At 62.1% G+C, this 25,272-nt stretch carries 25 protein-coding genes and 2 tRNA genes; 11 read left to right on the top strand and 16 right to left on the bottom strand.

What is annotated here, in order from left to right; all coding sequences use genetic code 11:
- The first annotated feature begins 239 nt into the window (after positions 1–239).
- From AB7828_RS22345 to AB7828_RS22355, 3 genes are all read left to right on the top strand, one after another.
- The gene (locus tag AB7828_RS22345) at positions 240–749 is read left to right on the top strand and encodes a GNAT family N-acetyltransferase (RefSeq protein ID WP_068737851.1); all 510 of its coding nucleotides are present in this window, start codon (positions 240–242) and stop codon (positions 747–749) included.
- Between the two features lie 103 nt (positions 750–852).
- Positions 853–1,407 carry an inorganic diphosphatase gene (ppa, locus tag AB7828_RS22350; RefSeq protein ID WP_175369480.1) on the top strand — a complete coding sequence of 185 codons (555 nt, stop codon included), beginning with the start codon at positions 853–855 and terminating at the stop codon, positions 1,405–1,407.
- Between the two features lie 31 nt (positions 1,408–1,438).
- Positions 1,439–2,920 (top strand): M20 family peptidase, encoded by a 1,482-nt coding sequence (locus tag AB7828_RS22355; protein WP_441231184.1) that lies wholly within the window; start codon positions 1,439–1,441, stop codon positions 2,918–2,920.
- Here AB7828_RS22355 and folD read toward each other — a convergent pair.
- Genes folD through AB7828_RS22370 form a run of 3 tightly spaced genes read right to left on the bottom strand, consistent with a single transcriptional unit; the run spans position 2,917 to position 4,451 of the window.
- Positions 2,917–3,801, bottom strand: a complete 885-nt coding sequence (folD, locus tag AB7828_RS22360) for a bifunctional methylenetetrahydrofolate dehydrogenase/methenyltetrahydrofolate cyclohydrolase FolD (RefSeq protein WP_231078515.1) — start codon at positions 3,799–3,801, stop codon at positions 2,917–2,919. The two genes, AB7828_RS22355 and folD, sit on opposite strands and share 4 nt — an antisense overlap.
- A complete protein-coding gene (locus AB7828_RS22365) occupies positions 3,798–4,145 on the bottom strand; it encodes a DUF167 domain-containing protein (RefSeq protein ID WP_089266538.1) in 348 nt (115 codons plus the stop codon). Before AB7828_RS22365 ends, folD begins: the two co-directional genes overlap by 4 nt.
- A gap of 15 nt (positions 4,146–4,160) precedes the next feature.
- On the bottom strand, positions 4,161–4,451 hold the full coding sequence (locus AB7828_RS22370; protein ID WP_068737841.1) for a YggT family protein: 291 nt from the start codon (positions 4,449–4,451) through the stop codon (positions 4,161–4,163).
- Positions 4,452–4,647: 196 nt separating this feature from the next.
- On the opposite strand from AB7828_RS22370, the gene AB7828_RS22375 reads away from it, so the two are divergent.
- A tRNA-Ala gene (locus tag AB7828_RS22375) sits at positions 4,648–4,723 on the top strand.
- A gap of 111 nt (positions 4,724–4,834) precedes the next feature.
- Here the strand turns inward: AB7828_RS22375 and AB7828_RS22380 are convergent.
- Both AB7828_RS22380 and AB7828_RS22385 read right to left on the bottom strand, forming a co-directional pair.
- Positions 4,835–5,614 (bottom strand): SDR family NAD(P)-dependent oxidoreductase, encoded by a 780-nt coding sequence (locus AB7828_RS22380; protein ID WP_439073632.1) that lies wholly within the window; start codon positions 5,612–5,614, stop codon positions 4,835–4,837.
- 210 nt (positions 5,615–5,824) lie between these two features.
- A complete protein-coding gene (locus AB7828_RS22385; protein ID WP_441232295.1) occupies positions 5,825–6,271 on the bottom strand; it encodes a TerB family tellurite resistance protein in 447 nt (148 codons plus the stop codon).
- On the opposite strand from AB7828_RS22385, the gene AB7828_RS22390 reads away from it, so the two are divergent.
- Positions 6,191–6,412: a hypothetical protein gene (locus AB7828_RS22390; protein WP_441232360.1), complete on the top strand. Its 222-nt coding sequence runs from the start codon at positions 6,191–6,193 to the stop codon at positions 6,410–6,412. The two genes, AB7828_RS22385 and AB7828_RS22390, sit on opposite strands and share 81 nt — an antisense overlap.
- 49 nt (positions 6,413–6,461) lie before the next feature.
- Here the strand turns inward: AB7828_RS22390 and AB7828_RS22395 are convergent, their stop codons facing one another.
- Positions 6,462–7,871 (bottom strand): adenylate/guanylate cyclase domain-containing protein, encoded by a 1,410-nt coding sequence (locus tag AB7828_RS22395; RefSeq protein WP_441231185.1) that lies wholly within the window; start codon positions 7,869–7,871, stop codon positions 6,462–6,464.
- Between the two features lie 136 nt (positions 7,872–8,007).
- Positions 8,008–9,393, bottom strand: coding sequence for a cytochrome P450 (locus AB7828_RS22400; RefSeq protein WP_441231186.1), 1,386 nt, complete (start codon positions 9,391–9,393; stop codon positions 8,008–8,010).
- A 210-nt stretch (positions 9,394–9,603) separates the two neighbouring features.
- Here AB7828_RS22400 and AB7828_RS22405 point away from each other — a divergent pair, with 210 nt between their 5' ends.
- On the top strand, positions 9,604–10,434 hold the full coding sequence (locus AB7828_RS22405) for a hypothetical protein (protein WP_441231187.1): 831 nt from the start codon (positions 9,604–9,606) through the stop codon (positions 10,432–10,434).
- Positions 10,435–10,668: 234 nt separating this feature from the next.
- On the opposite strand, the gene AB7828_RS22410 is transcribed toward AB7828_RS22405, so the two are convergent.
- Complete coding sequence (locus AB7828_RS22410; RefSeq protein WP_441231188.1) at positions 10,669–12,045, bottom strand: hydrolase; 1,377 nt, start codon at positions 12,043–12,045, stop codon at positions 10,669–10,671.
- 163 nt (positions 12,046–12,208) lie between these two features.
- Between AB7828_RS22410 and AB7828_RS22415 the strand changes: the two genes are divergently transcribed.
- The gene (locus tag AB7828_RS22415; RefSeq protein WP_320447697.1) at positions 12,209–13,894 is read left to right on the top strand and encodes an MFS transporter; all 1,686 of its coding nucleotides are present in this window, start codon (positions 12,209–12,211) and stop codon (positions 13,892–13,894) included.
- Between the two features lie 68 nt (positions 13,895–13,962).
- On the opposite strand, the gene AB7828_RS22420 is transcribed toward AB7828_RS22415, so the two are convergent.
- The 3 genes from AB7828_RS22420 to obgE form a co-directional block, all read right to left on the bottom strand.
- Positions 13,963–14,184, bottom strand: a complete 222-nt coding sequence (locus AB7828_RS22420) for a cysteine rich repeat-containing protein (protein ID WP_068737829.1) — start codon at positions 14,182–14,184, stop codon at positions 13,963–13,965.
- A gap of 137 nt (positions 14,185–14,321) precedes the next feature.
- Positions 14,322–15,452 (bottom strand): glutamate 5-kinase, encoded by a 1,131-nt coding sequence (proB, locus tag AB7828_RS22425; protein ID WP_092140564.1) that lies wholly within the window; start codon positions 15,450–15,452, stop codon positions 14,322–14,324.
- Positions 15,453–15,503: 51 nt separating this feature from the next.
- Positions 15,504–16,553, bottom strand: a complete 1,050-nt coding sequence (obgE, locus tag AB7828_RS22430) for a GTPase ObgE (protein ID WP_120287811.1) — start codon at positions 16,551–16,553, stop codon at positions 15,504–15,506.
- Positions 16,554–16,715: 162 nt separating this feature from the next.
- On the opposite strand from obgE, the gene AB7828_RS22435 reads away from it, so the two are divergent.
- On the top strand, positions 16,716–17,633 hold the full coding sequence (locus AB7828_RS22435; protein WP_441232296.1) for a DMT family transporter: 918 nt from the start codon (positions 16,716–16,718) through the stop codon (positions 17,631–17,633).
- A 179-nt stretch (positions 17,634–17,812) separates the two neighbouring features.
- On the opposite strand, the gene AB7828_RS22440 is transcribed toward AB7828_RS22435, so the two are convergent.
- The 4 genes from AB7828_RS22440 to AB7828_RS22455 all read right to left on the bottom strand — a co-directional run bounded on the left by AB7828_RS22440 (position 17,813) and on the right by AB7828_RS22455 (position 21,014).
- Entirely contained in the window at positions 17,813–18,403 is a 591-nt protein-coding gene (locus AB7828_RS22440) for a GNAT family N-acetyltransferase (protein WP_089266554.1), read from the bottom strand.
- A gap of 133 nt (positions 18,404–18,536) precedes the next feature.
- Complete coding sequence (gene rpmA, locus AB7828_RS22445; RefSeq protein ID WP_068737821.1) at positions 18,537–18,809, bottom strand: 50S ribosomal protein L27; 273 nt, start codon at positions 18,807–18,809, stop codon at positions 18,537–18,539.
- Positions 18,810–18,889: 80 nt separating this feature from the next.
- Positions 18,890–19,384: a 50S ribosomal protein L21 gene (rplU, locus tag AB7828_RS22450; RefSeq protein WP_089266555.1), complete on the bottom strand. Its 495-nt coding sequence runs from the start codon at positions 19,382–19,384 to the stop codon at positions 18,890–18,892.
- A 466-nt stretch (positions 19,385–19,850) separates the two neighbouring features.
- The gene (locus AB7828_RS22455; protein WP_441231189.1) at positions 19,851–21,014 is read right to left on the bottom strand and encodes a mandelate racemase/muconate lactonizing enzyme family protein; all 1,164 of its coding nucleotides are present in this window, start codon (positions 21,012–21,014) and stop codon (positions 19,851–19,853) included.
- A 130-nt stretch (positions 21,015–21,144) separates the two neighbouring features.
- Between AB7828_RS22455 and AB7828_RS22460 the strand changes: the two genes are divergently transcribed.
- Positions 21,145–22,038, top strand: coding sequence for a LysR family transcriptional regulator (locus AB7828_RS22460; RefSeq protein WP_441231190.1), 894 nt, complete (start codon positions 21,145–21,147; stop codon positions 22,036–22,038).
- Between the two features lie 97 nt (positions 22,039–22,135).
- Here the strand turns inward: AB7828_RS22460 and AB7828_RS22465 are convergent, their stop codons facing one another.
- Positions 22,136–23,476, bottom strand: coding sequence for a TadE/TadG family type IV pilus assembly protein (locus AB7828_RS22465; protein ID WP_231078508.1), 1,341 nt, complete (start codon positions 23,474–23,476; stop codon positions 22,136–22,138).
- 245 nt (positions 23,477–23,721) lie between these two features.
- Between AB7828_RS22465 and AB7828_RS22470 the strand changes: the two genes are divergently transcribed.
- Complete coding sequence (locus AB7828_RS22470; protein ID WP_120287815.1) at positions 23,722–24,816, top strand: ROK family protein; 1,095 nt, start codon at positions 23,722–23,724, stop codon at positions 24,814–24,816.
- Between the two features lie 301 nt (positions 24,817–25,117).
- Positions 25,118–25,207: transfer RNA gene (locus tag AB7828_RS22475), tRNA-Ser, on the top strand.
- Positions 25,208–25,272 lie beyond the last annotated feature (65 nt).

Consider the following 25,272-nt stretch of genomic DNA (forward strand, 5'->3'; position numbering starts at 1 on the left):
ACTCTACACGCCGCGAATCACATTGATGCAGTTGTGCACATCGATACGCGTGTGCAACTGCGACGCGACTCGCGCGATACGTGCCAGCAGTGGAAAACATGGCGTTCGGCGCGCATTGGATGCACCTCTGTCCTTTTTCGATACAACTCTTTCGGTAAACTGATGCTGAAAATCCACACGTTAACCGATAATTAACGATGGACCTTGAAGAGCGCCCGCCGACTTGCTTTGATCCCCTCATGAGCACAACCCTGATCGAGGTTCGGCCGGCCAAAGCTGCGGATGCAGCCGCGGTGGCGTCCACCCATGACGAAGCCTGGCGCGCGGCCTATCAAGGCCTCATCCCGGGCCCCGAATTGGAAAAGCTGATCAACCGCCGCGGTCCCGGCTGGTGGGATTCGGCGATCCGCAAGGGCAGCCGCGTCAGCGTTTTGTGCTTCGGTGACAAGGTCGCCGGCTACGCCAATTACGGTCGCAACCGCGCCCGCAGCCTGCAGTTCGAAGGCGAGATCTACGAACTTTACCTGCGTCCGGAATTCCAGGGCCTCGGCTTCGGCCGCCGGCTGTTCGCCTCCGCCAAGCGCGATCTCGTGCAGAGCGGGCTGAAGAGCATGGTGATCTGGGCGCTGTCGGACAATGAGGGCGCCACGGAGTTCTACCGCGCCCTGGGTGGCCGCATGGTCGCCCGTTCCTCGGAGCGTTTCGGCGCAAAATCGCTCGATAAAGTGGCATTCGCCTGGACGAATTAAGCCATTAAGCCGGTTCATGATTTTCTGGTCTCGCAGGCGTTGAATCCGGGCTCCCGCTCGGCTACGCCTGTCGCAACCTGTCCTATGAAATCTGGAGTGTTTGATGCGTCTTGACGCAATCCCGCTCGGCGCCAAGGCGCCGCATGAAGTGAACGTCGTGATCGAGGTCCAGGTGGGCGGCGAGCCCATCAAATATGAGATGGACAAGGAATCCGGCGCACTGTTCGTCGATCGCTTCCTCTACACCCCGATGCGCTACCCGGGGAATTACGGTTTCATCCCGCACACTTTGTCCGGCGACGGCGATCCCTGTGACGTGCTGATTGCCAACACCCGAGCCATCGTGCCGGGCGCGGTGATGAGCGTGCGTCCCGTCGGCGTGCTGTTGATGGAAGACGAAGGCGGCCTCGATGAGAAGATCATCGCCGTGCCGACCTCGAAGCTGACCCAGCGCTACGACAAGGTGAAGAACTACAGCGATCTGCCTGAGATCACGCTGCAGCAGATCCAGCACTTCTTTGAGCACTACAAGGATCTCGAGCCCGGCAAGTGGGTCAAGGTGGTGCGCTGGGGCGATGCCGCCGACGCGCAGCGCCTGATCCTCGAAGGGGTCGAGCGCGCCAAATCTGCAAAAGAATCGGCCGCCAAGACCAAGTAACAGAGACCGGCGTAGCAGAAGGGGACTTCCGATGCGCCGATGGATCAAACTGCTCCGAACGGCCGCGCTGATCGTCATCGCGGCCGTTTTGCTGCTCGCGGGCATCGTTCTCGTCAAGACGTTCAGCGGGGGATCACGGCAGCTTCAGGTGACCGCCGCGGCAAAGGCGCCGGTTGATGAGCAGGCGGCCGCAGAGCGCCTTGCAGAGGCGATCCGCTTTCCGACCATCTCCAATTTCCTCAATCCCGATCAGGCCGCCGAACCACTGCGTGCGATGCAGGCGCATCTGGTGGCGAGCTTCCCGGCCTTCCATGCGGCGGCGAAGCGCGAACTCGTCGGCAACTACAGTCTGCTCTACACATGGGAAGGCAGCGACCCCGCTTTGAAGCCGATTGCGCTGCTGGCGCATCAGGATGTCGTGCCCGTCGCACCGGGCACCGAGAAAGACTGGCAGCAACCGCCGTTCAAGGGCGTCGTCGCCGATGGCTTCATCTGGGGCCGTGGCTCCTGGGACGACAAGGGTAATCTGTATTCAATCCTCGAGGCCGCCGAGGTGATGGCGAAGCAGGGTTTCCGCCCCAAGCGCACCATCTATTTCGCCTTCGGCCATGACGAGGAAGTCTCCGGCACCCGCGGCGCAAGGGCGATCGCGGCGCTGCTGACGTCGCGTGGCGTCAAGCTCGACTTCGTGCTCGATGAAGGCCTTTTGATCACCGAGGGCATTCTCAAGGGGCTCGACAAGCCGATGGCGCTGATCGGCGTCGCCGAGAAAGGCTATGCGACGCTGGTGCTGACCGCGCATGGCACGCCCGGTCACTCGTCGATGCCGCCGCGCGAGACTGCCATCGGCATGATGAGCGCGGCGCTGACGCAGCTCGAAAACAAGCGCCTGCCGATGCAGATCCGTGGCACCGTCGGCGAGATGTTCGACACCATCGCGCCGGAAATGAGCGGCTTCAACCGCGTGGTGCTGTCCAACCTGTGGCTGTTCAAGCCGCTGTTGCTGCGCGAATTCGAGAAGAGCGGCCCGACCGAGGCGACGGTGCGCACGACCACCGCGCTGACGATCTTCAAGGCCGGTGAGCAGGACAATGTGCTGCCGGGCAATGCGGAGGCCACGGTGAATTTCCGGCTATTGCCCGGCGATACGCAGGCCAGCGTCACCGAACATGTGCGCAGCGCGGTTAGCAACGACAGGATTTCCATCGCGCCATTCCCCGGCAATACCGATCCGCCCCCGGTGACCGGCACGGCGAGCTCGTCCTATCGCGCGCTTAACCAGACCATTCGCGAGATCTTCCCGGATGCGCTGGTGGCGCCAGGCCTGATGGTCGCGGCAACGGACTCGCGGCACTATACGAATGTGACGGACAACATCTTCCGCTTCTCGCCGGTGCGCGCGACGTCGGAAGACCTCAAGCGTTTTCACGGCACCAACGAACGGCTGAGCGTCGCGAATTACGCAGACATGATCCGGTTCTATCGACGGTTGATCGAGAATACGGCGAACTAAACCGCCGGCGCTGCGAGCTTGTGAATCGCACAGGCCGCGCGCAGCGTGTTCACCAGCAGGCAGGCAACGGTCATCTGGCCGACGCCGCCGGGGACCGGCGTGATCGCGCCGGCGGTCTTCAGCGCTTCCTGATAGGCCACGTCGCCGACGAGACGCGTCTTGCCTTCGGCACCGGGCAGCCGATTGATGCCCACATCGATCACGGTCGCGCCGGGCTTGATCCAGTCACCGCGCACCATTTCAGGGCGGCCCACTGCCGCATAGACTAGATCGGCCTGCGCGCAGAGCTTGGCGAGATCGCGCGACTTCGAATGCGCGATGGTCACGGTGGCGTTTTCATTGAGCAGCAACTGCACCAAGGGACGGCCGACCAGATTGGAGCGCCCGATCACGATGGCATTCATGCCTTCGAGTGATTTGTGCACGCTCTTGGTCAGGATGATGCAGCCGAGCGGCGTGCAGGGGGACAGTGCGGGCATGCCGCTGGCGAGGCGTCCGGCATTGATCGGGTGCAGGCCGTCGACGTCCTTGGCGGGATCGATGGCATTGACGACGGCGTCGGTATCGAGACCCTTGGGCAGGGGCAGCTGCACGAGAATGCCGTGGACGGTGGGATCGGCATTCAGCTTTTGCACCAGCGCGATCAGATCGGCCTGTGCGACATCAGCCGGCAGCTTGTGTTCGAAGGAGGCCATGCCGGCTTCCTGGGTCTGCTTGTGCTTGCTGCGCACATAGACCTCGCTGGCAGGATCGCTGCCGACCAGCACGACGGCGAGGCCAGGCGTCACGCCATGCTCGGCTTTGACGCGCGCGACTTCGGCGGCGACGCGGCCGCGCAATTCGGCGGCAATGATCTTTCCATCGATGATGCTGGCGGTCATGTGTCGGTCCTGTCGTCTGTATCGTCGGGCGTTGCTGCAGTGATCCTGCGCAGCATCGCGCCCAGTTTCGTCGGGTCGCCGTCGACCGCGATCTGCTTCACGCGCGACGTGGTGCCGGACAGCACGCGCACATCTCGTTTCGGCACGCCGAGCCGCTTGGCAAGCAGTTCGGTCACCGCGCGGTTCGCCTCTCCGCCCTCGGCGATGGCGCGCACCCGCACCTTCACCACCGAGCGGCCATTGGCCATCGTCTCGATTCCGTCGATATCGTCTCGGCCACCCCGCGGCGTCACGCGAACGGCGATGCTGACACCGTCAGTCGCGTAGCGCCAGGGATCTGCCACGAAGCCGGCGGCCGATCAGAAGACGCTGGGATAGATGTAGTAGGTGATCACCCGCTGCAGGAACATGATGATCAGGATCAGGATGATCGGCGAGATATCGAGACCGCCGAGGCTCGGCAGCATCCTGCGGATCGGCGCCAGCACGGGCTCGGTGATCCGGAACAGGAATTCGGCGATCGCGGAGACGAACTGGTTGCGGGTGTTGACGACGTTGAAGGCGATCAGCCAGGACAGGATCGCCGAGGCGATCAGCAGCCAGACATAGAGATCGAGAATGATCAGCACGATATCGAGAACGGCGCGCATGGCGGGGATGGCTCGCGGGTTAGGTCGCGGATTCGACTGTCCGCTAAATATCGGTTCAGCCCCCCTCAAACAAGGGAAGTTCCGGGCGAAAAGTGCCGGAAAACCGCGCTTTTGCGACGTTCTTGACTTGCCGTTAACGGGGATTGTAAATGGCGCCGATTGCTGATCGGATCGCATGGGCGACCCGGTTCGTATCGGGGCCATAGCTCAGCTGGGAGAGCGCGTCGTTCGCAATGACGAGGTCGGCGGTTCGATCCCGCCTGGCTCCACCATCCTTCGCTTGCTTCGCAAGCTCCGGCTCGGCAAGCCACCCTCCCGACCATAAAAAGCGAAGCAAACGAAGGATGTCTCGCCGAAGCCCGCAGGGCGTAGGCGGACCGGATTCACACCCGTCTCAACTGCAACCTTGCCACCGCCCCCGCGATGAAGCCGCGCGGAAAAAGCCGCAGCAGCAGCGGCACGATCTTGATGCCGAGGCCGGGGAACACCGTGCGCTTATTGGCCATCAGGCCCTGATAGCCCAGCAGGGCGACGTCAGCCGCCGAGACATTGAGGATCGCCGAGTCGAGGCCCGGCGTGAATCCGGCGCGCGCCTGGAATTCCGACGGCACCGGACCGGGGCACAATGCGGTCACGCGCACACCCTTGGAGCCGAGCTCCTGACGCAGCGCTTCGGTGAAGGACAGCACATAGGCCTTGCTGGCGTAGTACACGGCCATTCCGGGACCCGGCAAAAAACCCGCGATCGAGCTGAGATTGAGAATGCCGCCCTTGTTGCGGATCAGGCTCTCGGAAAAGCGCAGCGACAGATCCGTCAGCGCGCGCACATTGACCTCAAGCATGCCGAGTTGCCGGTCGCGGTCCATGTCGATCGCGCGACCGAACATGCCGAAGCCGGCATTGTTGACCACATACTCAACTTCGACATCGGCGGCAGCGAGGGCAGCCGCGATCTGGTCGCAGGCGTCGCGCTGTTCTAGATCGCAGGGAATGATGATGGGCGCAGCACCGCCGGCAGCAGTGATTTCAGCGGCCAGCGCATTCAGACGCTCGGCACGGCGTGCAACCAGAGCGACGCGATGCTTGTTCGCGGCGAAGATGCGCGCGAACTCGGCGCCAATTCCGGCCGAGGCTCCGGTTATTAACGTCACGCGCTCAGTCACAATAAGGTACTCTTAAAATACGTGAGGACGATTTGCATGCATCTACAGGCGTAATAGGGATACCCGTGATGTGCAAGTCGGAATGACCACCGGAATACCGCAGGCCTTCAGTTCCCGAATGCGTAGCAGTGGCATGAATTATCGGGGACCGCGCATTAAACTTTGGTTATGCGTCGTAGTGCTGTCATTTTCCGGTCAGGCTGCGCCTGCTCAGACAGTCGTATCCGTTGTGGCTGTACCGCCCGCCACGCGTCGCTTGAGCTCCATCCGGTCACGTGATGAAACTGCGAGCAGGTCGGCTGCGCGCCAGACCACATTTTCCTCGAACTCACTGACGCGGCCGTCAGCATAGACCAGCTGCCACATCATCTCGACGAGACGGACACGACCGGGCTCGTCGACCACGCGCATAATGACGCTCGTAAAGTGATAGAGATCGACGGCCTCGCCTTCGACGAGGGTGGCAGCCGAGATGAGTCTGTCAGCCGTGCCGGGATCGAGCTCGAAACGCGACTCGATCAGGCTGTGCAACTTGGCTCTCTCGATAGCTGAGGGCTCACCGTCCAGCGAGATGACGTGAAGCATCAGCGCCGTGGCGGCAAGACGGAAGCCGGTATCGTCGAATGCCTGATTTCCGTGCGCATCGGGAGACACCACATCGGCGATGAATTGGCGCAGTTTTTCCAGCATTATTCCTTGAACCAGATGATCGAGCGGGCTGCCATGCGGCGAAAGCGCTCGTACTTTGTGGCGCGAAAATGGAACGCGCGCAATGCGGCCGGGTTCCCGAAGCGCTGATGACAGTTAAGTAACAATTGAGGCGATCGGCAGTTTACGGGGACTCATGTCACGGGATTTCATAGACCACCATCTTGTCGGCGATACCGCGCAAGGCGGCGTGCTTCTGGATCGGTGTGATTTCGGCCTTCCTCAGGATGGCTTCCACGGCCAGCGCCGATATCACCGGGCTGGTGACATGGATCGCCTGCGAGGTTGACAGGCCCTGCACCCTGGCAGCGATATTGACGGTCTGGCCAAAGTAATCCTGCCGCTCGTTCAGCATCACAGCGAGGCAGGGTCCCTCATGGATACCGATTTTGACCACGAGGTCTTTGGTGCCGCGCTCCTCGTTCAGTCGCTCCATCGCGGCGCGCATGCGCAGACCCGCGGCCAGCGCCTGTTCGGGCCGCGTAAAGGTCGCCATGACGGCATCCCCGATGGTCTTCACGACGGCACCGGCTTCCGACGCAATGATCTCCAGCAGTGCGTGGAAATGCGCGCGCACCAGATCGAAGGCTGCGAGATCGCCGACGCGCTCGTACAAGGCAGTCGAGCCCTTGAGGTCGGTGAACAGGAAAGTCAGCGAGGTAATCTTCAGGCGCTGATCGATATTGAGGTTGTCGGCCTTGTAGACATCGCGAAAGGTCTGGTTGGTGAGTATCCGCTTGGCCGTGAGGAACGGTTTGCGCTTGCCGATCAGGTGATGGAGGCCCTCGGCCGCGACAAATACCGATGGCAGCACACGCACCTCGGTCTGGTTCTCGAGGGACAATCGCAACGGTCCGGGTTGTAGCATGATGGTGCCGGTCGGTGTATGCTGCCGGTTGTAGATCAGCGACAAATGCTGTCGTTCCTTGGTCGGCTCACCCTGCACATCGATGAACTGCGCGGCATGGGTTACCGGCTCGAACACGATGACGAATTCTGACGGCAAGTGCAGCGACATCACCGCTTTTTCATGCGCCGGCAATTCCATTGCGTCCAGTGTCACTTCATCGGTGAGTGACGCGAACGATTCCTGATTGAGATCGACGCCTGAGCTCCAGAACACCTGCTTGAAGTATTCCCAGAGCGGCAGCGTATTGGGGTCGTGTGCAGCGATGTGCCTGACGCGCGGTGCGACCGTGAACGCCACTTCGACCTGCTCGTCAACCGACGCTTCATAGCCGCAGGCGCAGAGCCCGCAATGGTAGTCGTCATGGCGCAGCGATTTCAGCGTGCTGTGGGCGTCGAGGACGCCGCTGCAGCCCGGGCACAACACATTCCAGGTCAGGTCGAACAGGCCGAGGCGGGAGGCATGCAGGAAGCCGGAAATGACGCGCTCTTCGTTCAGGCCACGGCGTGCCGCAAAATCCAGCACGTTGATACGATTGAGTTCGTGGTCCGCGCCGTCGCGGATCAGTTGTGCAATGGCATCGGCTACGGCCGGATCGGTCGCCTGGCTCAATGTCGCGAATAGTGCCTGAACATCACTCATGGCATCAGTTTAGGCCAAATAGTCGCTACGTCCAAGACAGGGCTTTGCCGCAGCGCTTCAACTTGTCGTTCCGCCCGCGTGCCATGAACGCGCGCAGGGCGGGGAAGACGCGAGGAGAGGGCGTGCTGAAATAACGTCAGCGCCGCTCAATCCAGAACTGTGGCGAGCGATCCGGTTGTGTCGTCACCACGCCGATTGGCATGACGGGTGCTTTATCTGGCAGCTCGACGCGGAACGCTCCGATGATTTTCGCCAGTGCCAATGTGGCCTCGACAAGCGCGAAATGCGCGCCGATGCAGACCCGGGCACCGACGCCGAAAGGCAGATAGGCGAAGCGGTCCGGCGGCGTCGCGCCGGGCATGAAACGGGACGGCATGAAGGCGTTGGGCTCGTGCCACAATTTCTCGTGCCGGTGTAGCAGCCAGGGCGCGATCAGGATCACGTCCTTGCTGGCGACGGACTGGCCAGCCAGACGATCAGGGCCCGCGGCGGCGCGCGCGATCAGGAAAGCCGGCGGATAGAGCCGCATGGTTTCATCGATCACTGCGCGGGTGAATTTCAGATGTTCGATATCGAACGTGCCGCTCGCACTGGCGGCGCGGGCTTCGGCCGCGACCTGCTCCTGGCTCGCCGGATCGAGCGTCAGCATATACAGCGCCCAGAATAGCGCCGTTGCCGTCGTCTCATGGCCGGCGAGGATCATCGTCGCCACCTGATCGCCGAGCTGCCCATCGGTGAAGGATGCGCCGGTTTCCGGATCGCGCGCGGCCACCATCAGGTCGAACAGATCGCGCGGCGCGTCGTCGTTCTTGCCGGCGGCGCGACGTGCGGTCATCAGCTCGCCGACGAATCTCGTCCAGCGTCTGCGGAAGAAGGCGCGCGAGATATCCTGCGGCGTCGGCCAGCCCAGCGGCAGCAGCAGATCGAGGAAGTGCGGCCGGGCCAGGTTCATGCCGTATTCCATCACGAAGTCGCGCAGCTTCGCGCCATGCTCGGCCATGCCGAAGGAGAACATGGTGCGGCCTGCGATCTCCAGCGTCATCCGCTGCATGATCGCGCGAAGATCGACCGGCTTGCCCTCGGCGCACTGTAAATCGGCGAGCGTATCGTCGACGGCCGAGATCATGTGCGGCACCAAAGTCGTCACCGCGCGCGGCGTGAAAGCCGGCGCCAGGGTGCGGCGCTGGTGTTTCCAGGTGCGGCCTTCGGCGAGCAGCAGGCCCTCGCCGAGCATCGGCCGCAGCACGCGGAATGCAGCGGGCGTGCGGGTATAGTTCTCGTAATTGTCCACCAGAACATGGCGGATCGCATCGGGGTCGTTGAGGATGAAGCTGGCATGGCCGAAGAAGCGGCCGTTGATGATGTCATCTTCATAGGCGCGCTGGCCCCAGGTCTCGATAGCGCTGCGGCGCATCGCCGACATTCGCCCCAGCGCACCCATGTTCTCGGGCGCACGTGGCGGGCTCGGCGGCACCAGGGGCGCTCGCGCAGCGGAGAAATCGTAGACCTCGGCAATGCTCACGATGGGCCTCGCAATTGATCCAGGGACCGGAGCGTCTCGTCATTATAGCAGGCGTCCATCCGCGCGCCATGGAGGCGTCGATGGAAAGCGTGGCCGCAACGCACGCATCGACCAATATTGCGGTCCAGCGGGCGCATCCCTCGGAACGATACTCACGCATGCACATTAGGGAGGCAGTGGCTCCATATCGGACCGGCCTGAGGATTTAAAATGATCGATACCGTTGTCGTCCAACCCGCCGTAAGCGTCGACGAACCGCAAACCTCCGGCGTATCGTGGGCCGCGGTTGCAGCCGGTGCCATGGTTTCGCTCGCACTGACGCTCGTCCTGATTGCCTTTGGCACAGGTCTCGGTCTGTCTGTCGTGTCTCCGTGGGCAAGTTCCGGCGCCTCCGCGACCACGTTCAAGATCACGACCGGTATCTACCTGATCGTCATCGCGATGATCTCGTCATCGCTCGGTGGTTATATTGCCGGCCGTCTGCGGTCGCGCTGGATCGGCGTGCATTCGGACGAAGTCTACTTTCGTGACACCGCGCATGGATTCCTGGCCTGGTCGTTCGCGACGGTTTTGGGAGCGATCCTGCTGGCATCTCCAGCAACCACTTTGCTGAGCGGAGCCGCGTCGGGTGTTGCTGCCGGTGCAACCGCTGCTGCAGCCCAGTCAGGTCCGAGCGATGGCTACCTGGATTCGCTGCTGCGTCCGACGACGCCGTCGGCCGATGGCACCAGCGCGGAAGCGCGTGGTGAACTGTCACGTGTGATGGCTGCCAGTTTCCGTGGTGGAGAGCTCAAGCCTGCCGACCGCAGCTACGTCAACAAGGTTGTCGCCAGCCGCACCGGTCTGAGCGAGGCAGATGCCGACAAGCGCGTCACTGAAGTCATCAACGATGCGAAGACCGCGGTGGATGCCGCACGCAAGGCCGCGATGCAGCTCGCATTCTGGCTCACGGCGTCGCTGCTGATCGGCGCCTTCTCCGCCAGCCTTGCCGCGACGGAAGGTGGCGGGCTTCGTGACGGGACCTGGAAGAAGCGTCGTTAACCCCAATCAAAGGAGACAACCATGCCCATTCTTCTGTGGCTACTCGGAATCCCGCTTCCCCTCATCATCCTGGTACTATTGCTGCGATAACAGAATAACGAAGGAGCCCCGCACATGGCGGGGCTCCTGGTGATTTCGAACAATGCCTCATGCGATCTGACCGGAGACGCGCAGGGAAGTCAGCAAAGCGGTTATATAGAAAGCCAGCCGCTGAGGCGCGCGAGTTGGCTTGATCTACTCGGTGAATTCCGCCACCGTGATCCGGTTTTCCGACACCGGCCAGGCGCGCACCACGATCCGCTCCTGATTGAACAGCGCTGCCACCGGACGTCCGATGTCCGTGGCCGGAAGGCGGATAGTCGAGAGCGAATCCGTGGGCACGCCGGCTTTCACGTCGGTCGGCTCCTTGCCGTCGAGCAGCACGACATCGCGCGGTAATCCAAAATAGCCACGGACGCGCGACATCGACACCACTGCACCGGCATTGGCATCGGTGGGTCCCAGCGGCCGGCCGGCGCGCAGATGCACGACGTCGGACGAGCGGGGGAATGGCGAGCGATAGGAATGCGTGATCGGCGCTCCGGCCGATGTCAGGACGATCTCGACAGGCCAGGTCGGATCGACCTGAACGGGACCCCAGCGGCCATCGGCGGATGTGCGGGCCGAATGGAGCGCTGCCCCGATCCGCTCGCCCGTGTCCGGCGCCACGCGGTACACCTCGACCAGGGCATCCGCGACCGGCCGGTTGGTGGGCACGCCGCCGGGCGTGCCGGTGACGAGACCGCTGATTTTCACCTCAGCTTCCGGCGCGATATCGATCCGCACGGGCTCGCGGCCGACGATAAATTTGTAGATCTCGCGGAAGGCACGGGGGTGAAAGCCGGTTTCGCGATGATCGATGGCACCGAGGACCAGATTGGTGGCGCCGCGCAGCGCCGGACCATCGGAGGTGACGCCGGTGGCCACGCCCGGCTTGCCGAGCAGGCGACCGTCGGCCTGCGCATATTTGTCGATGCCATCGCTGCGGAGGGTGAGGAAAGCGGTGCCTTCGGTCACCTCAGGGCCTTCGCCGGGATTGAGGCTCTTGAGGAACGGGCTGCGGCCATTGAATTCGCTGCCGGGGCTATCGGTCCCGTCGAACACGCCGTGATTGGGGGTGCCGCACAGGACGGCGTGGCTGACATCGGCGCTGCCGCCATTCTTGATGTAATTGCGCACTGCATTGCCGCCGCGCGAATTGGCGACCAGCGCCACTTTCGCAGCGCCAGTGCGCTTTTTCAGTTCCGCGATGGCTTCGCCGAGTTCGCGGCGCTGGTCTTCGGTGGAGGAGCGGCCCTGCTGCGCCACAGCATCGTCGGAACGCGCCAGCGGATCGGTGAAATTGAGCGCCATCAGCCGGTTGCGCGGGACGCCATTGGTTTCCATGCGCCAGATCTGCGTCATCCAGAGCGCCGCGTGGTCGCCATTGCCGTGGACGAACAGGATCGGGGGAATGTCGGAACCCGCAGTCGTGCCGGGGCCGGTCTGTGCTGCGGCCTCGAAACGGAGCGCATGGGCAGCCAGCGGCAGCATCGCTGCGCCCGTGAGTATGGTCCGTCGCGACAGCGCCATGGTTGGTCTCCCTCTATCTGCGCACATCCGACGCCTGCCACTGTGATAGCGGAGCAGGCACTGGACAGACAACGCGTTTCGCAGGCATCAACTTGATGTGCCCGCGGGGAATCAGACCCGCATGGCCCTGCAGTCGCTATCTGCAGCAGACGACGGGACGATGATGGCCGAAGCAGCGAAACCAGTGGTTCTTCCCTCCGACGGCATTGCCGCCCCGCTGCGGTTTGCGGTGTTCCGGCGGATCTGGCTCGCCAGCCTGCTGTCCAATCTGGGCCTGATGATCCAGAGCGTGGGCGCTGCCTGGGCCATGACGCAGATGACCGCGTCGGCCGACAAGGTGGCGCTGGTGCAGACCGCCTTGATGCTGCCGATCATGCTGATCTCGATGCCGGCGGGCGCCGTGGCCGACATGTATGACCGCCGTGTCGTGTCGCTGGCTTCGCTGGTGCTGTCGCTGGTCGGCGCCTGCGTACTAACCATGCTGGACTGGACCGGTCACATCACGCCGAACATCCTGCTCGCCTTCTGCTTCATCATCGGCAGCGGCATGGCGCTGTTCGGACCGGCCTGGCAATCCTCCGTGGGCGAGCAGGTGCCGCCGGAGGTACTGCCATCCGCCGTGGCGCTGAACGGCATCAGTTACAATATCGCGCGCAGTTTCGGGCCGGCGATCGGCGGCATCGTGGTCGCCACCGCCGGTGCCGTCGCAGCCTTCGCGGCCAATGCGGTGCTGTACATCCCGTTGCTGGTGGTGCTGTTTCTGTGGCGTCGCAAGGTCGATGTGTCGCGGCTGCCGCGTGAGCGGCTGAGCCGGGCCATCGTGTCCGGCGTGCGTTACATTGCTAATTCGCCGTCGATCAAGATCGTGCTGACGCGCACGCTGATCACCGGCATCTGCGGTGGTTCGGTCTCGGCGCTGATGCCGCTGGTTGCGCGCGACCTGCTGCATGGCGGCGCGCAGACCTACGGAATCATGCTCGGAGCTTTCGGCATGGGTGCGGTGATCGGCGCAATGAATATTGGGCATGTCCGCAAGCATCTGAGCGGCGAAAGTTCGATCCGGGCCTGTGCGCTGATCATGGGCGTCGCGATTGCCGTCGTCGCGGTCAGCAGCGAGCCGGTCATCACTGCGGCGGCGCTGGTGGTGGCCGGCTCGGTCTGGATGCTGGCGGTCGCGCTGTTCAATATCGGCGTACAGCTCTCGGCGCCGCGCTGGGTTGCCGGACGTTCGCTCGCCGCCTTTCAGGCTGCGATTGCCGGCGGCATCGCGATTGGCAGTTGGGGCTGGGGGCATCTCACAGACATGGTCGGCGTCGAAGCGGCATTGCTGGTGTCTGGCGGAGCGATGTTTCTCTCGCCGCTGTTTGGCCTGTTCCTAAGGATGCCGCCGACCGGCGCGCGCGACGAGGATGCGGAGCGTCTTGAAGATCCGGAAGTGCAGCTGCAATTGACCGCGCGCAGTGGTCCGCTGGTGGTGGAGATCGAATATCGCGTCGACCAGGAAAGTGCGCGGGCGTTCCACGGCGTGATGCAGGACGTGCAGCTCTCGCGCCAGCGCAACGGCGCCTATGGGTGGTCCATCGCGCGCGATATCGCTGATCCCGAATTGTGGACCGAACGCTACCATTGCCCGACCTGGCTCGATTTCCTGCGCCAGCGTAATCGTTCGACGCAGTCCGAGCGCGCTTTGTATCAGCGCGCGGCGGACTATCATCTGGGGCCGGATCCGGTTCGCGTGCGTCGCATGCTGGAGCGGCCGTTCGGTTCGGTGCGCTGGAAGGACGATACGCCCGATCGCGCAGCGACCGAGGTGCTTCCTGTCGCGACGCCGGCCGGCAGCAGCGGTTAGAGCTTCTTATCTTGACGCGTTTTCCTGACGCGAACCGGTGCTCACTTCGCTCGAAAACGCTAGTCGCGCTATTGATTATTCTCGGCGAGAACTTTCGCGCAGGCCTTGCTGAGCTTCGAACGGTTTTCCTTGAGGCAGCTGAGCACGACCATGTCACCATCGTTCATCTTGGCGCGGCAGAAGCGCGAGACGTCGCGTGAGCAGGCCGACTGATTGGCTGATGTGTTACCGCCCTGCGCGAAAGCGGACGTTGCGATCAGCAGGAACGGGATGATCAAAAGCCGGGTCATGAAATGGGCCTCCCTAAAAATTGGCTATCTGATTCTATGGCGCGCAACGAAGTACGCGGGAATGGCGCAATGATGGCGAGCATCCGGCGCCAAGTTTACGGATTGCGCGTTACGTCATTCAGGCGAAGCATCGCTGCTTAACTTCGTGATCCCGAAATCACGAGATCGTCGCGATGGATCATTTCGGCGCGGCCGCTGATCCCAAGAATAATCATCACGTCCGGAGATGAGCGGCCTTTGATCTTCTCAGCATTGTCTGCGTCATAAGCCACGAGGCCGCGGCCAATTTCGTGCGTGTCCGGTCCACGCACGATAACGGCGTCGCCGCGTGCGAAGTCACCTTCCACCTTGATGACGCCGGCAGGCAGCAGACTCTTGCCGGCACGGAGTGCGGCGACAGCACCTGCATCAATGGTCAGCGTGCCCTTCGGTTCCAGCGATCCCGCGATCCAGCGTTTGCGCGCTGTCACAGGATTGGCAGGCGTTAGGAACCAGGTGCAGAGGCCGCCATCGGCGATCTTCTGCAGCGGATGTTCGACCTTGCCGGACGCGATGATCATATGCGTGCCCGCGGTGGTCGCGATCTTGGCAGCTTCGATCTTGGTGTACATGCCGCCGCGCGACAATTCGCTCTCGGCAGCGCCCGCCATGCCTTCGATCTCGGCAGTGACGCTGTCGACGATGGGAATCAGCTTCGCGTCGGGATTGGCGCCGGGTGGTGCAGTATAGAGCCCGTCGATGTCCGACAGCAGCACCAGCAGATCGGCGGATGCCATGGTCGCGACGCGCGCTGCGAGGCGATCATTGTCGCCATAGCGGATCTCGTTGGTCGCCACCGTGTCGTTCTCGTTGATGACCGGCACCGCGCGCCATTCCAGCAGTTTGCCGATGGTCGAGCGCGCATTGAGGTAACGACGACGTTCCTCGGTGTCCTGCAGCGTCACGAGAATCTGTCCGGCACCGATGCCGTGATGGCCCAGTACTTCCGACCAGATGCGCGCCAGCGCGATCTGCCCGACGGCAGCGGCGGCCTGGCTCTCTTCCAGTTTCAGCGGACCGCGCGGAAGCTTGAGGCGGCTGCGGCCGAGCGCGATCGAGCCTGATGAGACCACGAGGACGTCGCGACCGTCCGCATGCAGCTTGGCGATATCGGCGGCCAACGCCGCAAGCCATTTGGCCCTGACTTCGCCGGCCGCGGAATCGATCAGCAGCGACGAGCCAACCTTGACGACGATACGGCGAAAGTTCTTCAGCTCGGGGCGCGACATGATGTGGGCTTTGGCAGGACGTGTGATGCTTGGACGGACGTGAGAGGCAGATCAGCTCGTCGCCGGCGCCCATGGCGCAGACTGCGCTGCGCTCTTGGCCTTGTCCGACACCGGCGCCTCGCCGATCACTGCAACGAGCGCACGCAATGCGTCCGGCACGCCTTCGCCCGTTGCGCCCGAGATCAGCAGCGGCGTCTGCTTCGCAGCGCGCTTCAACCGGTCCTTCTGCTTCTTCAACTCGTCCGGCTCGACCGCATCGATCTTGTTGAGCGCGACGATCTCGACCTTGTTGGCGAGGTCGCCCTCATAGGCATCGAGTTCGGCGCGGACGGTCTTGTAGGCCTTGCCCGCATGTTCGCAGGTCGCATCGATCAGATGCAGCAGAACACGGCAACGCTCGACATGGCCGAGGAAGCGATCGCCAAGGCCGGCGCCTTCATGCGCGCCTTCGATCAGGCCAGGAATATCCGCCAGCACGAATTCGCGCGCATCGACATCGACGACGCCGAGCTGCGGATGCAGTGTTGTGAACGGATAGTCGGCGATCTTCGGCCGCGCAGCGCTGACCTTGGAGAGGAATGTGGACTTGCCGGCATTGGGCAGGCCGACGAGGCCCGCATCCGCAATCAGTTTCAGTCGCAGCCAGATCCAGCGCTCTTCGCCGGGCTGGCCGGGATTGGCATTGCGCGGTGCGCGATTGGTCGATGACTTGAAGTGCGCATTGCCGAAGCCGCCATTGCCGCCCTCGGCCAGCACATAGGTCTCGCCGAGCTTGGTGAAGTCGTGGATCAGCGTCTCGCGATCCTCATCGATGATCTGCGTGCCGACCGGAACTTTGAGCGTGATCGGCTTGCCATTGGCGCCATGGCGGTCCTTGCCCATGCCATTGGTGCCGCGCGGCGCCTTGAAGTGCTGCTGGTAGCGATAGTCGATCAGCGTGTTGAGGCCGTCGACCACTTCGATGATGACATCGCCGCCGCGGCCGCCATTGCCGCCGGAGGGACCGCCGAATTCGATATACTTCTCGCGGCGAAAGGCCACGCAGCCGTTTCCGCCGTCGCCGGAGCGAATGTAAACCTTGGCTTCATCGAGGAATTTCATGGCGTATCCGTATCGCAGGGGGGTGGTCGCGGCAACCACTTCATCGTCGGCGCATCGTGAAAAGCCCTTATTTTCGGGCCTTGCTGCGCATCTGGTGGCGTCCTAAACGACAACATCGCGCCGTTAACCAAGCCGCACCCAGAAGCTTACCTAAAGGCTCATATAGGCATGTTTGCGACCATTTCGACCGCAGCCGACAATCGTGCCGCCCGGCTGGCCGGTATCGGCCTGATGCTCCTGGGCATCAGCATGTTCTCCTGCGGCGATGCGATCGGCAAATTCCTCGTCGGCACCTATTCGGTCGGGCAATTGATGCTGCTGCGGGCCTGCGCGGCGCTGGCGCTGCTGGCGCCGTCGATCTGGCGGCATCGTGCGGACTTCCTGCAACTCGACCGGCCGGGTCTGCAGCTCATTCGCGTGGTGCTGTCGACGCTGGAAGTCGCGGCGTTCTTCTGGGCGGCGGCCTATCTGCCGCTGGCGGATGTCATCACCTATTATTTGGCCTGTCCGATCTTCGTCACCGCGGGCTCCGCGATCTTTCTCCGCGAATCTGTCGGCTGGCGGCGCTGGAGCGCGATCTTCGTCGGCTTCTGCGGTGTACTGATCGCGCTGCAGCCGTCGGCGCAGACGGTGACATGGCCGGCGCTGATCGCGCTCGGCGGCAGCCTGTCCTTCGCCGCGCTGATGCTCATCACCCGCTCGTTGCGTTCCGCGCCGGACGTCGTGCTCGCGACGACCCAGTTTATCGGCACGTTTACTTTCGGCGCCGTATTCACGGCGTTCGCATGGGTGACGCCCGATCTGCGCGATCTCGGCCTGTTCTTTCTGGCGGGCGTTGTCTCGGTCTGCGCGCTGCTCTGCGTCAATCGCTCGCTGAAGCTGGCGCCGGCGAGCACTGTGGTGCCGTATCAGTATTCGATGATCATCTGGGCGGTGATCTTCGGCTATCTCGTGTTCGGCGAATTGCCGTCGTGGGCCACGCTGATCGGTGCGGCGGTCATCATCGCAGCAGGGCTCTATATCTTCCTGCGCGAGCAGCAGCTCGGAAAGATCGCCGACGAAGTACCGCCAGCGGTGTGAACTTCTTTTCCCTCTCCCCCAGCGCAGCGAAGCTGCGCGCCGTGGGAGAGGGTGGATCGAACACGCGAAGCGGGTTCGAGACGGGAGAGGGAGAGCCATGGAACGAGAGCCTGTCCCCTCTCCCCTTCGCTTCGCTCAGGCACCCTCTCCCGCAAGGGGAGAGGGGAAGTAAGAGTCGTTCACCGTCGCGTCGACGTTCCCCAGTTCTTCAGCGAACTCCACACGCCTCTTGTCAGCTTGAAGCAGTCGACCGGTGTTGACGAGCCGATCGCTTCGAAGCGGTGGAGTTGAACGCCACTCCACTGGAAGCCGCACTTCTCCAGGATGTTGCGCGACGACGGATTGGCGACGCGCGCGCCCGAGATCAGGTGATCGATATCGAATTCGTCGAATGCGTAATCGATCGCGGCACGTGCGGCCTCGGTCGCAAAACCCTGGCCCCAGTGATCGACGCCGAGCCAGTAGCCGAGCTCCGGCGATTCGGCTTCGCGCCAGTCGATTCCGACCATGCCGATGGGACGACGATCGAGTTCGATCAGGAACACGCTGTCGCTTGCCGTGCCGCTCAGCGAATTGACGAAATCGACTGCGTGATCCTGCTGATACGGGAAGGGCAGGCGACGCGTCATCTCGGCGATGCGGCGATCATTGGCGAGAAGCGCGATGGCTTTTACGTCCGCGAGTGTCGGCTTGCGCAAGGCCAGCCGTTCGGTCTCGAGGACGCAGCCTCTGGTTTCTCTCAACGTCGGGGTCGGAATATCCTGCAACATCTCGGGCTCCTGTGTGCGCCCCGAAGCGACGCACCAAACGAAAAGGGGAGGCCGGTTTCCCGCCTCCCCTGGAGCCCAATTTTGGCGCTCCGCCGGTTCAACAGGACCCGGCGGACTCCAATGTGTCCACCGTTTATTCGGCCGCGGCTTCAGTAATCGGGAGTACCGATACGAAAGTGCGGCCGTTCGATTTGGCGCGAAACTCCACGTGGCCTTCGACTTTGGCGAACAGGGTATGGTCTGTGCCCATGCCGACATTAAGGCCGGGGTGCCAGGTCGTGCCGCGCTGACGCGCAATGATGTTGCCGGGAATCACGCGTTCGCCGCCGAACGCCTTCACGCCGAGGCGCTTGCCAGCCGAATCGCGGCCGTTGCGCGATGAACCGCCTGCTTTTTTATGAGCCATAGCCCGTCTCCGATCTCGATAAGTTCTAGATCAATTCCTTGAAGGAATTGTCTCACAGATTCTCAACTTTTCGCAGCGGCTTATTCCGCGGCGGGCTTTTTCTTCGCAGCCGGCTTCTTGGCTGCAGCAGGCTTGGCGGCGGCTGCCTTCGGAGCAGCGGCCTTCTTCGCCGGCGCCTTCTTGGCAGGAGCTTCGTCGCCATCGACCGGAGCGGTCACGACCGGCTTCTCACGCTTCGGACGAGGTCCGATCGTCGGCGCCTTGCCGTCGGCCAGGATCTCGGTGATGCGGATCATCGTGAGTTCGTCACGGTAGCCACGCTTGCGCTTCGAATTCTTGCGGCGGCGCTTCTTGAAAGAGATGACCTTGGGACCGCGCTTGTGGTCGAGCACTTCGGCCGCAACCGACGCACCAGCCACCAAAGGCAGGCCAAGCACAGGCGTATCACCGCCCAGCACGAGAACTTCACCAAGCTGCACGATCGTTCCGACATCGCCGGCGATCTTGCCAATCTCGAGCACATCATCCGGAACGACGCGGTATTGCCGGCCGCCGGTTTTGATGACTGCGAACATCGTTATATTCCTTCGTGTTCGATCCCATCCTCGGATCAGATCCGGGACGGCTTCTTGTTCAGTCGATAAGGGTTCACCGCGACTTCCAGGAAGTCGCGCATCTTTGCGTTTTTGGTCGACGTTGCGACCCCACGCAAAAACAATCGGCGCCAAGCAAAGCTTGCGCCGAAGCGTGCTTTATAGAGGGTGAAGGCGGAGAGTCAAGGAAAGACGGGCGAAAAGCGAGCCAAAAACAGAGTCTTGGCGGATGAGTCGGTGCTTGCGATGGAGCGTACCATTTAACCTGCCGCCCCGTTTTTCGGGCGCCTGCCTTTAGTCGTCATGCCCGGGCAGCGCGAAGCGAACTTCGCTAGATGACCTGGGCATCCATCTTCGGACGGAATGGCGGAAAGGTTGATGGCCGGGTCAGGTCCGGCCATGACGGAGTTTTGTTCTCCAAATCAGAGGCTTAGCCTCTCGGTCGCCCTCACGACGCCAGGCTGAGCATTTCCTTGATCAGGTCGGACTTGCCCTCGAAGCCGATGCCCGGGAGTTCCGGCATGGTGATGTGGCCATCAATCACCTTCACGCCATCCGGGAACCCGCCATAGGGCTGGAACAGGTCCGGATAGGACTCGTTGCCGCCGAGGCCGAGGCCGGCCGCGATGTTGAGCGACATCTGGTGGCCGCCATGGGGGATGCAGCGGCGCCAGGACCAGCCGTAGCTCTTCAGCATTTCGAGCGTGCGGAGATATTCGACGAGGCCGTAAGACAGCGCGCAGTCGAATTGCAGCCAGTCGCGGTCCGAGCGCATGCCGCCATAGCGGATCAGGTTGCGCGCATCCTGCATCGAGAACAGGTTTTCGCCGGTCGCCATTGGGCCGGGATAATGCTCGGCGAGCTTTGCCTGCAGCTCGTAATCGAGCGGATCGCCGGCTTCCTCGTACCAGAACAGGTCGTATTCGCGCAGTGCCTTGGCGTAGGCGACGGCCGTGTCGAGATCGAAGCGGCCATTGGCGTCGACAGCGAGTTTAGCCCCTGCTGGAAGCAGTTTCAGCACATGCTCGATGCGCTTGCAGTCATCGGCCAGCGGCGCGCCGCCGATCTTCATCTTCACGACATTGTAGCCGCGATCGAGATAGCCCTTCATTTCCGAGGCGAGGCCTTCGAGACCCTTGCCGGGATAATAGTAACCGCCCGCGGCATAGACGAAGACCTTCGGGTCAGCGGTGGCGCCATAGCGTTCGGCGAGCAAACGGAACAGTGGCTTGCCCGCGATCTTGGCGACCGCATCCCACACCGCCATGTCGATGGTGCCGATCGCGACCGAGCGCTCGCCGTGGCCGCCCGGCTTCTCGTTGGTAAACATGGTGGCCCACACCTTGTGCGGGTCGATATTGTTGCCCGAGGCGTCGATCAGGCTGTCGGGCTTGGCTTCCAGGATGCGCGGCGCGAAGCGCTCGCGGATCAGGCCGCCCTGGCCGTAACGGCCGTTGGAGTTGAAGCCGTAGCCAATCACCGGCTTGCCGTCGCGGATCACGTCGGTAACCACAGCGACCAGGCTCAGGGTCATTTTGCTGAAGTCGATGAAGGCGTTAGCGATAGGGGAGGCAATCGGGGCGGTACGCTCCCGGATGTCGACGATGCGCATGAGGCGCTCCTGCGGCTGGGGTGAGACGGGCTTGCGGAGAGGCATACGCCTCTCTTAGCCATCTCTGAAATGGTCATTTTTCATCTAAGAAGTTCCAAGATAAGATGGCTGGTACCATCCCGGACGTCCCATGCAAAGCTTCGATCCAATTTCACTCCGCCTGTTCATCGCTGTCTGCGAGGAGCGCAATATCGCCAATGCCGCAAAGCGCGAGGCCATCGTGCCCTCAGCGGTGAGCAAGCGTATCAGTCAGATGGAGCAAGAAGCTGGCGTCCAGTTGCTTGAGCGCGGCCGACGCGGTGTCACGGTGACGGCGGCCGGTGAAGCGCTGTGTCGTTACGCACGCGAGTCGCTGCAACTGCTCGACCGGATGCAGGCCGAACTCGGCGCTTTCGCCGATGGTGTGCAGGGCCATGTGCGGGTGTTCGCCTCGAAGTCGGCGGTTGCGCAGGTGCTGCCGGAAGACATCAGCCTGTTCGCCAAGCGCTATCGCGACGTGCGCGTCAGTCTGGAAGAGCGCGAGATCTGGGAAGTCGTGCGCGGCGTCGAGGAAGGGCGCGCCGATATCGGCGTCTGCTGGGATGCGGTTGACCTGCGCGGCCTCAAGACGTTTCCCTATCACCGCGATCATCTCGCGGTGGTGGTGCACCCCGATCATCCGCTTGCGAAACGCACGTCAGTGTCGTTCGAGGATACGATCGACTTCGAGCATGTCGATATCGTCGCGCGGAGCATCATGCAAACCATGCAGCGAAGCGTCGCGGCTGCGGCCGGCAAGCAGATGCGCTACCGCATTCAGGTTTCCACCGTGGATGCCGCCTATCGCATCGTCGCGGCGCAACTGGCCGTCGCCATCATTCCGCAGGAAGAAGCCTCCACCATCCAGCAAACGCTGGGGCTGAAAGTCATTCCGCTCAGTAATGATTGGGCGAAACGGCAATTCATCGTGGCGGTGCGCGACAAGGGCCTCAGCCGGCCGGCGCAATTGCTACTGGATAGCCTGAAGGAGAGCGCGAGCGAATGAGAATTCGCCACGACTGCGGTGTCGTACATGATCTTGAAGATGGATCGCGCAATCGATGTCGCGGAGCTGAGACCGACTTGCCTGGTTGTTGCGCGAGCTAACGGCTCACGCGCGCATCGGCGACGGCACGCTGAAACAGCGCTGTCATCGCGTCCGAGATGCCCTGGGTTGGGCTGACCTCAAAATAGAAGCCCGGCGAAGCACAGCTCTGCATATTGCTGGCGATCTGGCTGTTGGGCGAAGGTCCGTAAGGACCAGCGTTGAATGGTGCGATCCAGCTATTGTACCAGGCATTGGTCGGAAGTGCGAGGTAGGTCGTGTAGAGCACGGCAATTTTGATGCCGCGGTTCTTCAACGTGGTGCAAAGCGCCGGATTGATCGGCGACTGGCATCGTCCACCAGTCGTCGGTTTCAGGCAGTTGCCGGGATTGTATTCGTCAGCCACGCCATCGGATACGAAGAAGAGGTATTTGAGCGGTGCACCGGCTGTACCGGCTCCGGGGGCGCTGATGGCGGTGTTGATCGCCGGGAATATAGCGCTGTAGCCGGTGTCCTGATCGTTGTTGTCGTTCTGGCCGTTCACCGTCATCAAGTCGATGTTTCCGGCCGCCGTCTTCGCACTTGAGAGGCTGGACGACAATGTGAACAGGGCTCTCAAACCGGACGTCGAGGCGGCCGCGCCGAAGTCGTAGATCGCCATGCGGAACTGGTTGGAATAGGTCTGCGTACTGGCCGCGGTATCCATCAACTTCTGGGTGGCTGTACGCAGCACGTCGATGCGCGTGATCACGCCAAGTGTCTTGGCGAGTTTGTAGTAGTTGTTGCTGTTGTTGAGGTCGTGGCAGGCAAAGGCGCAGCTGTCCGACGTATTCTTGACCATCAGAGCCACGTCGGCCGGTGTTGCGCCGACGCCCATGGATGGCGAATTGTCGAGCAGCAGATAGAAATCGATGTAATTCGGCATCGTCGCCGTCGCGACAGAACTGCCGGTAACGGTCATTTTGGAAAAGCCCATGACGGATGTAAGACTGGTCGGCACATCCGCCGAGAATTGCATAGTGGCCGTCACGACGCCGTTGGCGCGATTGACGGTCGCTGTCGTGCTGGTCAGCGTGAAGCCGGTCCGGCCGGACGTGTTGCCCTTGAAAATATTGATTGCGTCGACGTCGCCCCCGGGGACGGCGCCGTCCGCCGCCATCGAACCTGCGGTAATGAATGCAGCAGACTTCTGCACGATGGAGCCGACGCTCGCAGTATCAAGGGCGGCTTGCAGTTGAGATCTGATCTGTAGTGCACGCGTATAGTCGACCGCGGCGCCAACCATGGAAATAAGGGGGATGCATGTGATCGCGAATATGATCGCGACATTGCCGCGCCGGTCGCGGCGAAAACGATCGGTTAGCCCAAGGAATGATAGCCCGAGGAATGACTTCAGCATGAATACGCACCCGTATGAATGCAGAGATAATTACCTGAGCTGATAAATTTACTGTTAGGTCGATCGCAGAAAGGTAGTGGCTTGGGTTGCTGCCCTGTTGGTTAGTTAAGGATGTTCTACCGGTATCATTGAAACCGGCTCGCGCGACCGACGCAAAAGGTGAGCGGTACGATCATCCCGGCGGGGCGATGAAACAAACCGGCTCCCGGAGCATTGTCATGCGGTTCTAGTCTGGCAGGGGCAATATGGCTGAAGACACAATGACGACCGTCGGCATCGGCAATCACGGTGCCAAGCGGCTGCCATCCGTTGACGTGGATACGTTCAACATCGAGCTGAAGGACGACAACGGCTTTCTCGGTGACCGCGCCAGCAAGGGCGCTTTTCAGCGCATACTGGATGATCTCAGAAAGCCATTGAAGAAAAACGGCGACGATCCGCTCGGCAAAAAGGCTGCCAACGAGATCAGTAAATCCAGCCTCGACGAAATCCTGCTTGGCGACGATGTGGCCGCGGCTGCGCTCGTCCATGGTGCGATCGAAGAATTCGCGAGGGAGCTGGCTTATGTCACGCAGCGCTTCTTCAAGACGAAGGCCTGGGCAGATACGGAATGCATCGTGGTCGGCGGCGGTTTCCGCCAGAGCCGTGTCGGGGAACTCGTCATTGCGCGTACGGACATCATTCTCAAGGCCGAGGATCTCAAAGTTACGTTGGTGCCGATCCGTTTTCATCCAGATGAAGCCGGCCTGATCGGTTGCCTGCATCTGGCGCCGTCATGGATTTTCGAAGGTTACGACAGCATTCTTGCGGTCGACATCGGCGGCTCCAACATCCGTTGTGGCGTGGTCGAAACCGCATGGAAGAAATCGAAGGATCTCTCCAAGGCCGCGGTGTGGAAGTCCGATCTCTGGAAACATGCCGATGATGAGCCGACGCGTGAAGGCGCCGTCAAGCGGCTGGTGAAGATGCTGAAGGATCTGATCTCCGCCGCCGACAATGAAGGCCTCAAGCTGGCGCCGTTCATCGGCATCTCGTGCCCGGGGGTGATCAACGAAGACGGCACCATCGCGAAGGGAGCGCAGAATCTTCCGGGTAATTGGGAAAGCAGCAAGTTCAACCTGCCAGCCTTGCTCGCCGAAGGCATTCCCACAATCGGGGATCACGATACTGCGGTGCTCATGCACAATGACGGCGTTGTCCAAGGCCTCAGTGAAGTCCCTTTCATGCAGGACTTCGAACGCTGGGGCGTGCTGACGATCGGAACGGGGCTGGGCAATGCTCGCTTCACCAACCGCAAGAAAGAGAAGGACGACAAGAAAGCGAAGAAAGACAAGGATTGAGCAGGACCGTTGAGCGTCCCGGTGCCGCCTCGGCCAATGGCCGAGTGCATGCATCCGTCGGCGAATCATCCTGGCGCCGCCATGGCTCGTCATGCCGCGCGTCCAACCATAGCGTGCGTTGCCGCTGCGAATCTGCAACGAAAAGGCTGGCTTCCTAGTCTACGCGCCAGCCAGAGCCAGCTTTTGCGGCTCTGCGGGCAATTGGGTGCGGATTTTCCGCTCTGCCCGTCTTGTCTGGCCCGCCATCCTCGCCTAGAACTCCGCGCAACCACCCACGGGCGACCGTGGGTCTTGGCGCCTTGGAGAGGTGGCAGAGTGGTTGATTGTACCGCACTCGAAATGCGGCATGGGTGCAAGCCCATCGGGGGTTCGAATCCCCCCCTCTCCGCCAGCCAGATCGATAGACCTTTGAAAGCAATAGCCTTTTGCCGCCCGTTTTGTACACGCGGGTGGTAC

It is taken from the genome of Tardiphaga sp. 215_C5_N2_1, assembly GCF_052076055.1.
GTDB classification, from domain to species: Bacteria; Pseudomonadota; Alphaproteobacteria; order Rhizobiales; family Xanthobacteraceae; genus Tardiphaga; species Tardiphaga robiniae.

Bases quoted from the DNA above. Each gene is read 5' to 3' on its own strand.
- AB7828_RS22345 (WP_068737851.1), top strand. From the start codon at position 240: ATGAGCACAACCCTGATCGAGGTTCGGCCGGCCAAAGCTGCGGATGCA.
- ppa (WP_175369480.1), top strand. From the start codon at position 853: ATGCGTCTTGACGCAATCCCGCTCGGCGCCAAGGCGCCGCATGAAGTG.
- AB7828_RS22355 (WP_441231184.1), top strand. From the start codon at position 1,439: ATGCGCCGATGGATCAAACTGCTCCGAACGGCCGCGCTGATCGTCATC.
- folD (WP_231078515.1), bottom strand. From the start codon at position 3,801: ATGACCGCCAGCATCATCGATGGAAAGATCATTGCCGCCGAATTGCGC.
- AB7828_RS22370 (WP_068737841.1), bottom strand. From the start codon at position 4,451: ATGCGCGCCGTTCTCGATATCGTGCTGATCATTCTCGATCTCTATGTC.
- AB7828_RS22395 (WP_441231185.1), bottom strand. From the start codon at position 7,871: ATGAGTGATGTTCAGGCACTATTCGCGACATTGAGCCAGGCGACCGAT.
- AB7828_RS22405 (WP_441231187.1), top strand. From the start codon at position 9,604: ATGATCGATACCGTTGTCGTCCAACCCGCCGTAAGCGTCGACGAACCG.
- AB7828_RS22410 (WP_441231188.1), bottom strand. From the start codon at position 12,045: ATGGCGCTGTCGCGACGGACCATACTCACGGGCGCAGCGATGCTGCCG.
- AB7828_RS22415 (WP_320447697.1), top strand. From the start codon at position 12,209: ATGGCCGAAGCAGCGAAACCAGTGGTTCTTCCCTCCGACGGCATTGCC.
- AB7828_RS22420 (WP_068737829.1), bottom strand. From the start codon at position 14,184: ATGACCCGGCTTTTGATCATCCCGTTCCTGCTGATCGCAACGTCCGCT.
- proB (WP_092140564.1), bottom strand. From the start codon at position 15,452: ATGTCGCGCCCCGAGCTGAAGAACTTTCGCCGTATCGTCGTCAAGGTT.
- obgE (WP_120287811.1), bottom strand. From the start codon at position 16,553: ATGAAATTCCTCGATGAAGCCAAGGTTTACATTCGCTCCGGCGACGGC.
- AB7828_RS22440 (WP_089266554.1), bottom strand. From the start codon at position 18,403: ATGTTGCAGGATATTCCGACCCCGACGTTGAGAGAAACCAGAGGCTGC.
- rpmA (WP_068737821.1), bottom strand. From the start codon at position 18,809: ATGGCTCATAAAAAAGCAGGCGGTTCATCGCGCAACGGCCGCGATTCG.
- rplU (WP_089266555.1), bottom strand. From the start codon at position 19,384: ATGTTCGCAGTCATCAAAACCGGCGGCCGGCAATACCGCGTCGTTCCG.
- AB7828_RS22455 (WP_441231189.1), bottom strand. From the start codon at position 21,014: ATGCGCATCGTCGACATCCGGGAGCGTACCGCCCCGATTGCCTCCCCT.
- AB7828_RS22460 (WP_441231190.1), top strand. From the start codon at position 21,145: ATGCAAAGCTTCGATCCAATTTCACTCCGCCTGTTCATCGCTGTCTGC.
- AB7828_RS22465 (WP_231078508.1), bottom strand. From the start codon at position 23,476: ATGCTGAAGTCATTCCTCGGGCTATCATTCCTTGGGCTAACCGATCGT.
- AB7828_RS22470 (WP_120287815.1), top strand. From the start codon at position 23,722: ATGGCTGAAGACACAATGACGACCGTCGGCATCGGCAATCACGGTGCC.